This window comes from Geodermatophilus sp. CPCC 205506 (assembly GCF_051383635.1).
Lineage (GTDB): Bacteria > Actinomycetota > Actinomycetes > Mycobacteriales > Geodermatophilaceae > Geodermatophilus.
The window spans coordinates 1-8,265 of sequence record NZ_JALPKP010000094.1 but is presented as its reverse complement, the minus strand read 5'-3'; the positions used below and the strand labels follow the sequence as shown (position 1 = coordinate 8,265).

Annotated in this window: 6 protein-coding genes and 1 pseudogene; 3 read left to right on the top strand and 4 right to left on the bottom strand. The window is 75.7% G+C overall.

Features of this window, described 5'->3' with window-relative positions; translation table 11 throughout:
• A partial coding sequence (locus MY520_RS27465; protein WP_436695872.1) for a hypothetical protein occupies positions 1–323 on the top strand: 323 nt, incomplete at its 5' end.
• Entirely contained in the window at positions 320–1,978 is a 1,659-nt protein-coding gene (locus tag MY520_RS27460; protein ID WP_436695871.1) for a (2,3-dihydroxybenzoyl)adenylate synthase, read from the top strand. The genes MY520_RS27465 and MY520_RS27460, both read left to right, overlap by 4 nt.
• Positions 1,979–1,998: 20 nt before the next feature.
• Here the strand turns inward: MY520_RS27460 and MY520_RS27455 are convergent, their stop codons facing one another.
• The 4 genes and pseudogenes from MY520_RS27455 to MY520_RS27440 all read right to left on the bottom strand — a co-directional run.
• Positions 1,999–2,895 carry a DMT family transporter gene (locus MY520_RS27455; protein ID WP_436695870.1) on the bottom strand — a complete coding sequence of 299 codons (897 nt, stop codon included), beginning with the start codon at positions 2,893–2,895 and terminating at the stop codon, positions 1,999–2,001.
• Complete coding sequence (locus MY520_RS27450; RefSeq protein WP_436695869.1) at positions 2,892–5,258, bottom strand: bifunctional salicylyl-CoA 5-hydroxylase/oxidoreductase; 2,367 nt, start codon at positions 5,256–5,258, stop codon at positions 2,892–2,894. The genes MY520_RS27455 and MY520_RS27450 overlap by 4 nt, the downstream gene beginning before the upstream one ends.
• On the bottom strand, positions 5,255–6,124 hold the full coding sequence (locus tag MY520_RS27445; RefSeq protein ID WP_436695873.1) for an AMP-binding protein: 870 nt from the start codon (positions 6,122–6,124) through the stop codon (positions 5,255–5,257). The genes MY520_RS27450 and MY520_RS27445 overlap by 4 nt, the downstream gene beginning before the upstream one ends.
• 119 nt (positions 6,125–6,243) lie before the next feature.
• Positions 6,244–6,867, bottom strand: a pseudogene (locus MY520_RS27440) (AMP-binding protein); the annotation flags it as partial.
• A gap of 145 nt (positions 6,868–7,012) precedes the next feature.
• Between MY520_RS27440 and MY520_RS27435 the strand changes: the two are divergent.
• Positions 7,013–7,858: a PaaX family transcriptional regulator gene (locus MY520_RS27435; protein WP_436695868.1), complete on the top strand. Its 846-nt coding sequence runs from the start codon at positions 7,013–7,015 to the stop codon at positions 7,856–7,858.
• Positions 7,859–8,265: the final 407 nt, after the last annotated feature.

Below are 8,265 nucleotides of genomic sequence, written 5' to 3'. Positions count from 1 at the left end.
GGCTCCCCGGCGCGGCCCTCCCGCTGGCGCCCGGGCCGGCCGGCGGCGCGCCCTGGGCCCTGGCCGTGGCCGCCCCCGACGACGAGTCCGACCTGCCGCCGGCGCTGGAGGCCGTGGCGGCCGGGGTGCGGGCGGGCACCGCGCTCGTGGCCGTCGCCGGGGGCACCCCGCTGACCCGGCGGCTGCTGTGCGAGGCGGCCCGGCTCGACCACGGCGCGCTCAGCCTGCTGGTGGAGGACGCCGACGACGACGTCGCGACGACCGCCGTCCTCTCCGGCCGCACCGACCTGGTCGCCGCACGGCCCGGGGAGCTGCGGCCGTGAGCCGGCTCGCCGAGGGCACGGTGCCCTGGCCGGAGGAGCTGGCGCGGGAGTACGCCGAGCGGGGGTGGTGGCGGGGCCGCGCCCTGGGCGCCGAGCTCATCGAGGCCGCCGACGCCCGGCCCGACGCGATCGCGCTGGTGGACGGCGACGTCCGGCTGACCTCCCGTTCCCTGGCCGCCCGGGCCGACGCGCTGGCCGCCCGGCTGGTCGACGACCTGGGCCTGGCCCGCGAGGACCGCATCGTCGTCCAGCTGCCCAACTGCTGGGAGTTCGTCGTCCTCACCATGGCGTGCCTGCGGGCCGGGATCGTGCCGGTCATGGCCCTGCCCGCCCACCGCGGGCACGAGCTGGCGTACCTCGCCGCGCACGCCGAGGCCGCGGCGCTCGCCGTCCCCTCGACGCTGCGCGGCTTCGACCACCAGGCGATGGCCGCCGACCTGGTGGCCGGGTCGGACACGCTGCGGTCGGTGCTCGTCGTCGGCGACCCCGTCGCGCCCGGCTCGCTCGACCTCACCGCGCTGTGCGCCGAGCCGGACGACGCCGCCGCGGTGCGCACCCGCTGGGACGCCGACGAGCCCGCCGCCCGGAGCGTGGCGGTCTTCCTGCTGTCGGGCGGCACCACCGGGCTGCCCAAGCTCATCGCCCGGACCCACGACGACTACGCCTACAACGCCCGGGCCAGCGCCGAGCTGTGCGGCCTCGGTCCGGGCACCGTGTACCTGACCGCACTGCCGGCGTCGCACAACTTCCCGCTGGCCTGCCCCGGCATCCTCGGCACGCTCCTGGCCGGCGGGCGGGTCGTGATGCTGCCCTCCCCGGAGCCGGAGCGGACCTTCGCCGTCGTCGCCGAGGAGGGGGTGACGGTCACCGCCGCGGTGCCCGCGGTCGCCCAGCGCTGGCTCTCGCACGCCGCGGAGGCCGGGTCCGGGCAGCTGGCCTCGCTGGAGCTGCTGCAGGTCGGCGGCGCGCGGCTGGCCGACGAGGTGGCCCGCACCGTCCGACCGGTCCTCGGCTGCACGCTCCAGCAGGTGTTCGGCATGGCGGAGGGGCTGCTCAACTACACCCGCCTCGACGACCCCGAGGAGGTCGTCTGCGCGACCCAGGGCCGGCCGCTGAGCCCGGGCGACGAGGTGCGCATCGTCGACGAGGCGGGGGCGGACCTGCCCGACGGCGTCCCCGGCGCGCTGCTCACCCGCGGCCCGTACACGCCGCGCGGCTACTACCGGGCGCCGGAGCAGAATGCGCGCGCCTTCACGCCGGACGGCTGGTACCGCAGCGGGGACGTGGTCCGCCGGCGGCCGGACGGCAACCTCGTCGTCGAGGGCCGGGACAAGGACATGATCAACCGGGGCGGCGAGAAGATCAGCGCCGAGGAGGTGGAGAACCTCGCCTACGCGCTGCCGCAGGTGGCCCAGGCCGCCGCGGTCGCGATGCCGGACGCCGACCTCGGCGAGCGGGTCTGCCTGTACGCCGTCCTCCGGCCCGGTGCCGCGCTGACCCTCGCCGAGCTGCGGGACGCGATGGCCGCCGCCGGGGTGGCCCGCTACAAGTGGCCCGAGCGGCTGGAGGTGGTCGGCGAGCTGGCCACCACCAAGGTCGGCAAGGTGGACAAGAAGGCACTGCGGGAGGACGTCGCCGCGCGGCTGGCCCGATGAACCGTCAGGTCGCCGCCGGCTCACGGCGGCGCGCCGGGAGCGACCACCAGCGCGACCCCCACCGTGGTCACCGCGATGCCGGCCAGCGAGACGGCCGACAGCCGCTCACCGAAGAGCAGGTAGGCCTCCACCGCGGTGGCCGGCGGGACGAGGTAGTACAGGCTGGACACGCCGGCCGCCGTGCCGTGGCGGAGCAGGAGCAGCAGCAGGAGCACGGCGCCCAGGGAGAGCACGACGACCAGCCAGACGAACGCCGCGACGAACTCACCGGTCCACCGGATGGTCAGGTCCTCGGTGGCGAGGGCGATCGCCAGCAGCAGCGCGGACGCGGCGGCGTACTGGACCGCGGTGCCCCAGACCAGCGGCACCGTGTCGCCGTGCCGCTTCTGGTACAGGGTGCCGGCGGTCCCGGCCGCGAGGGCGACGACGCAGGCGAGCACCCCCGTGACCGGCAGGGGTGCGGTCGACCCGGCGGAGACGACGCCCGGCCCGACGACGAGGGCCACGCCGGCCACCCCGAGCAGCAGGCCGGCCCACTGCCGGGCGCTGGCCCGCTCACCGAGTAGGCGGGCGGCGAGGACCGCGACCAGCACCGGCTGCAGGCTGACCACCACCGCCGACACCCCCGCCGGTACTCCGAGGGAGATGCCGTAGAAGACCCCGCCGAGGTAGCCCGCGTGCAGCAGGACCCCGACCAGCGCGGCGTGCCCGTACTGGGCGGGCCGTGCGGGCCGGGCCGAGCGCAGCGCCAGGGCCAGACCGGCCAGCAGCGCGGCGGCGACGGCCAGCCGGAGCGCGAGGAAGGTGAACGGCTCGGCGTAGGGCAGCCCGTACTTGGCCCCCACGAACCCGGTGCTCCAGAGCAGGACGAACAGCGCCGGCCCGCCGATGCGCAGCAGGGGATGAGAGGGGCTCACGGCCGCCAGCGTGCGTGCCGCGTGCCCGTCCCGCCCGTCCGGATCAGCTGCAGCCGCGGCCGCGGGCCGTCGGTGCGGCCGGTCTGCGGCGGTCGGCTGCCGGCCCGGAACGGCGCCGGCCACTGCGCGCCGGGCCCGGTGTAGCCCTGGTCCGCGGCGGCGTGCAGCGTCCACTGCGGGTCGTAGAGGTGCGGCCGGCCCAGCGCGCAGAGGTCCGCGCGGCCGGCGAGCAGGATGGAGTTGACGTCGTCCCAGCTGGAGATGGCCCCGACGGCGATCACCGCGACGCCGAACTCGCGGCCGACCTCGTTGCGGATCCGGTCGGCGTACGGCGTCTGGTAGCTGCGGCCGAAGGCCGGCCGCTCGTTCTTCACCACCTGGCCGGTGGAGACGTCGATGCCGTCGGCGCTGTGCTCGGCGAAGGCCCGGGCCACGGCGACGGCGTCGTCGACGTCGGTGCCGCCCTCGCACCAGTCGGTCGCCGAGATGCGCACGGTCATCGGCCGCTCCGCCGGCCAGGCCGCGCGGACGGCGTCGAAGACCTCCAGCGGGAAGCGCAGCCGGTTCTCCAGCGGGCCCCCGTAGCGGTCGGTGCGGTGGTTGGCCAGCGGCGAGATGAACGACGACAGCAGGTAGCCGTGCGCGCAGTGCAGCTCGAGGACGTCGAAGCCGGCCCGGGCCGCGGCGCGGGCGCTGTCGACGAACTGCTCGCGGATCACCGACAGCTCGGTCTCGGACAGCTCGCGGGGCACGGCGTTGGCGGGGGAGTAGGGGACGGCCGAGGGGCCGACGACGTCCCAGTTGCCCTCCGGCAGCGGCTCGTCGATGCCCTCCCACATCAGCTTGGTCGAGCCCTTGCGGCCGGAGTGCCCGAGCTGGACGCCGATCCGCGCGTCGGTGGCGCCGTGCACGAAGTCGACCACCCGGGTCCAGGCCGCCTCCTGGTCCGGTGTGTAGAAGCCGGTGCAGCCGGGCGTGATCCGGCCCTCGGGGGAGACGCAGACCATCTCGGTCATCACCAGCGCGGCGCCGCCCAGCGCCTTGCTGCCCAGGTGGACCAGGTGGAAGTCGGTGGGCAGCCCGTCGACGGCCGAGTACATGTCCATCGCCGAGACGATCACGCGGTTCTTCAGCTCCAGGCCGCCGAGCCGGAACGAGTGGAACATCGGCGGGCGCGGCTGGGCCGGCTCCGACTGGGTCCGGGCGAACCAGGCGTCGACGCCGGCCACGAACTCGGGGTCGCGCAGCCGCAGGTTGTCGTGGGTGACCCGCCGGCTCCGGGTGATGATGTTGAACGCGAACTGCTCGGGGTCCTGGTGGACGTAGCGGCCGATGTCCTCGAACCACTCGAGGCTGGCCTGGGCGGCGCGCTGGGTGGAGAGCACCACCGGCCGGCGCTCGGCCTCGTAGGCCGACAGCGCGGCGTCGACGTCCGGCTGCTCGTGCAGGCAGGCGGCCAGGGCGAGGGCGTCCTCCATCGCCAGCTTGGTGCCGGAGCCGATGGAGAAGTGCGCGGTGTGCGCGGCGTCGCCGAGCAGCACCACGTTGTCGTGCCGCCAGGTCTCGTTGCGCAGGGACAGGAAGTTCAGCCACTTGGAGTTGTTGGCGAACACCCGGTGGCCGCCGAGCACGCCGGCGAACAGCTGCTCGACCAGCGCGATCGACTTGGTGTCGCTCTCGCCGGGCGGCAGGTCGAGAGCGGCGACGTCCCCGAAGGCGCGCTGCCACACCTCCTCGTGGCACTCCACGATGAACGTGCTGCCGGTGCGGTCGTAGGGGTAGCCGTGGATCTGCATGACGCCGTGCGGCGTCTCCTCGACGTAGAACTTGAAGGCCTCGAAGACCAGGTCGGTGCCCAGCCACATGTAGCGGCAGCGGCGGGTCTCGAACGTCGGCCGGAACACGTCGGCGTAGCGGGTGCGCAGCGCCGATCGGGCGCCGTCCGCGGCGACCACGAGGTCGTGCTCGCGGCGCAGCTGCTCGGGGTCTGGCGCCTCGGTGCGGAAGTGCACCGGCACGCCGAGGTCGGCGCAGCGGCGCTGCAGGACGGCGAGCAGCTCCCTGCGGCTCATCGCGGCGAACCCGTGCCCGCCGGAGGTGGTCACCCGGCCGCGGTGGTGGACGTCGATGTCGTCCCACCGGGCGAAGTGCCGCTCCATCTCCCGGTGGACCGTCGGGTCGGCGTGCTCGATGCCGCCGAGGGTCTCGTCGGAGAAGACGACGCCGAAGCCGAAGGTGTCGTCGGGGGCGTTGCGCTCCCACACCGTGATCTCGCGCGCCGGGTCCAGCTGCTTGGCCAGGGCCGCGAGGTAGAGGCCGCCCGGCCCGCCGCCGACCACCGCGATGCGCATGCCGGTGCTCACCGGAGCCGGAACCTCTGCAGCTTGCCGGTGCTCGTGCGGGGGAGCTCGGTGCGGAACTCGACCGCGCGCGGGCACTTGTACGGCGCGATCACCTGCTTGCAGTGGGCCTGGAGCTCCTCGGCCGGCACCTCGCGGGTGCGCTCGGGGTTGAGCACGACGAACGCCTTGACGATCGTGCCGCGCTCGGGGTCCGGTGCTCCGACGACCGCGCACTCGACGACCTCGGGGTGGCTCAGCAGCGCCTGCTCGACCTCCGGCCCGGCGATGTTGTACCCGGCCGAGATGATCATGTCGTCGGTGCGGGCGCGGTAGGTGAAGTACCCGTCGGCGTCCCGGACGTAGGTGTCGCCGGTGTAGTTCCACCCGTGCCGGACGTAGACCTCCTGCCGGTCGCCGTCCAGGTAGCGGCAGCCGGTGGGGCCGCGGACGGCGAGGTGCCCCTCGGTGCCGTCGGGCACCGGCCGGCCGTCGTCGTCGAGGACGGCGGCGGTGTACCCGGGGACGGCGCGGCCGGTCGACCCGGGGCGGATGTCGTCGTCGGCCGCGGCGATGAAGATGTGCAGCATCTCCGTCGACCCGATCCCGTCGATGACCCGCACCCCGCTGGCCTCGTGCACGCCGTGCCAGACGGCGGCCGGCATCGACTCGCCGGCCGACACCGCGCGGCGCAGGCCGGCCAGCCGGTGCCCGCGCCCACCGGCGACGATCGCCTTGTAGGCCGTCGGCGCGGTGAACAGCACCGTGGCCCCGTGCTCGGCGACCGCGTCGGCGAGCAGGTCGGGGGAGGGGTGCTCGAGCAGCAGCGCGCTCGCGCCGGCGCGCAGCGGGAAGACCACCAGGCCGCCGAGGCCGTAGGTGAACGCGATGGGCGGGCTGCCGGTGAAGACGTCGTCCGGCTCGGGCCGCAGGACCTCGGCGGAGACGTGTCGGCGATGGCGAGCACGTCGCGGTGGAAGTGCAGGGTCGCCTTCGGCCGGCCGGTGGTGCCCGAGGTGAACGCCATGAGCGCCACGTCGTCGGCCGCGGTGGCGACGTCGGGGAAGCCGCCGGGGCCGCGCGCGGCGGCCCGTGCGGTGAGGTCGTCGGGGCCCTCGCCGCCGTAGGTGACGACGGTCAGCCCGGGGACGGCGGCGCGCGCGAGGTCGTCGGTCAGCCGGGCGTCGCACAGCGCGACGGCCGGGCGGCACATCTCGCCGATGGTGGCGAGCTCGCCGGCGCGCAGCACCGGCATCGTGGTGACCGCGACAGCGCCGGCCTTGAGGACGGCGAACCAGCAGGCGACCAGGTCGGGGCCGTTGAAGCCGCGCAGCAGCACCCGGTTGCCGGGGACGACGCCCAGCTCCTCGGCGAGCACGCCGGCGATGCGGTCGGCCCGGTCGCGCAGCTCCCCGTAGGTCCAGGCCGGGCCGCCGGGCGCCCGCACGCAGGGGCGTTCGGGGCCGAACCGGGCGATCGTGCCGTCGAGGAGCTCCGTGGCGCAGTTGAGCCGCTCGGGGTAGCCGAGGTCGCCGAGGTCGATGACCGGCCACTGCCCTGGCGGGGGCAGGTGGTCGCGGCAGAAGGAGTCGACGTGGGCGGAGGGGGAGAGGAGCGGGGCGCTCAGCGTCATGGGACGGACCTCCCTGCGGTCGCCGGGTCCGGCCGGGCCGCACCCTGCGGCCAGTATGGCGCTGCGCTGACGGTAGTCAACGGGGCGAGATGCCGGGCTCGTCGGCGCGGGCTCGCGCGGCGCGGCGCGTGGCTATCGTGTGCGCGTGACCGCCGTCGAGGAGGCGGCGGCGCCGGGCCCCGTCGTCCTCCAGCCCCGCCAGCTGATCGTGTCGCTGTACGGGCTCTACGCCCGGGAGCGCGGGGGCTGGCTCTCGGTCGCCGCCGTCGTCCGGCTGATGGCCGATCTCGGGGTGGAGGAGCCCGCCGTCCGCTCGTCGATCTCCCGCCTGAAGCGGCGCGGGCTGCTCGACGCCCGCCGCACCGGCGACCTGGCCGGGTACGCGCTCACCCCGGAGGCGCTCGAGGTGCTGACCGAGGGGGACGCGCGGATCTTCGGCCGACGCCGGGCCTCCGTGGACGACGGGTGGCTGCTCGCCGTCTTCTCCGTCCCCGAGTCCGAGCGCGAGCGCCGCCACCGGCTGCGTTCGGAGCTCACCCGCCTCGGGTTCGGCACCGTCGCGCCGGGGGTGTGGATCGCTCCCGGGCACCTGGACGACGAGGTGCACGAGGTGCTGCGCCGGCGGGGCCTGGCGGGGTACGTGGAGCTGTTCTCGCGGGCGGGCGTGCCCGCGGACGAGGCGCGGGCGGCCGTCGCGCGGTGGTGGGACCTCGATGCGCTGAACGGGCGCTACGCCGGCTTCCTCGACCGGCACACCCCGGCCTTGCACCGCGCGCCACCGGACCGGCCGGTCGAGCCCGCGCGTGCCTTCGCCGACCACGTCCGGCTGGTGACCGACTGGCGGGTGCTGCCCTACGCCGATCCGGGCCTGCCGCTGGCGCTGCTGCCGGAGGACTGGAACGGCGCCCGGGCCGCCGACCTGTTCGCCGAGCTGGCCGGGCGCCTCGCCGGCCCCGCGGCCGACCACGCCCGGAGTCTCCTCGACGCCTGACCTGCCCGCCGTGGGGGCGGTTGGCTCCCGTGCGGGCGCTGCACGTCGGGCTGGTGACCGACCGGCCCGTGCTGCCCTACGCCGATCCGGGTCTGTTGCTGGCGCCACTGCCGGAGGTCTGGAACCGCGGCCGGGACACCTCGCCGGCCCGCCGGCCAGACCCGGGTCTCCTCGCTGCCTGCCCCACGGAGATGCCGTGGCGGGTCTCGCGTCAGACCTGCAGTGTCACGAACGACGGAGCCCGCCGCGCCGGCTTTGGTCGGACCCGCCGCACGCAGGGAGAGGCGCCGCCTTCTCGGTAGAAGCCGCCCGCTCAGTAGGGCGGGGGTGTGGTGGTCGCGGTCAGGCCGGTGGGGGTGGTGACGGTGAGGGTGCCGTCGGGGGTGAGGGTGTGCCGCCAGCCGGGG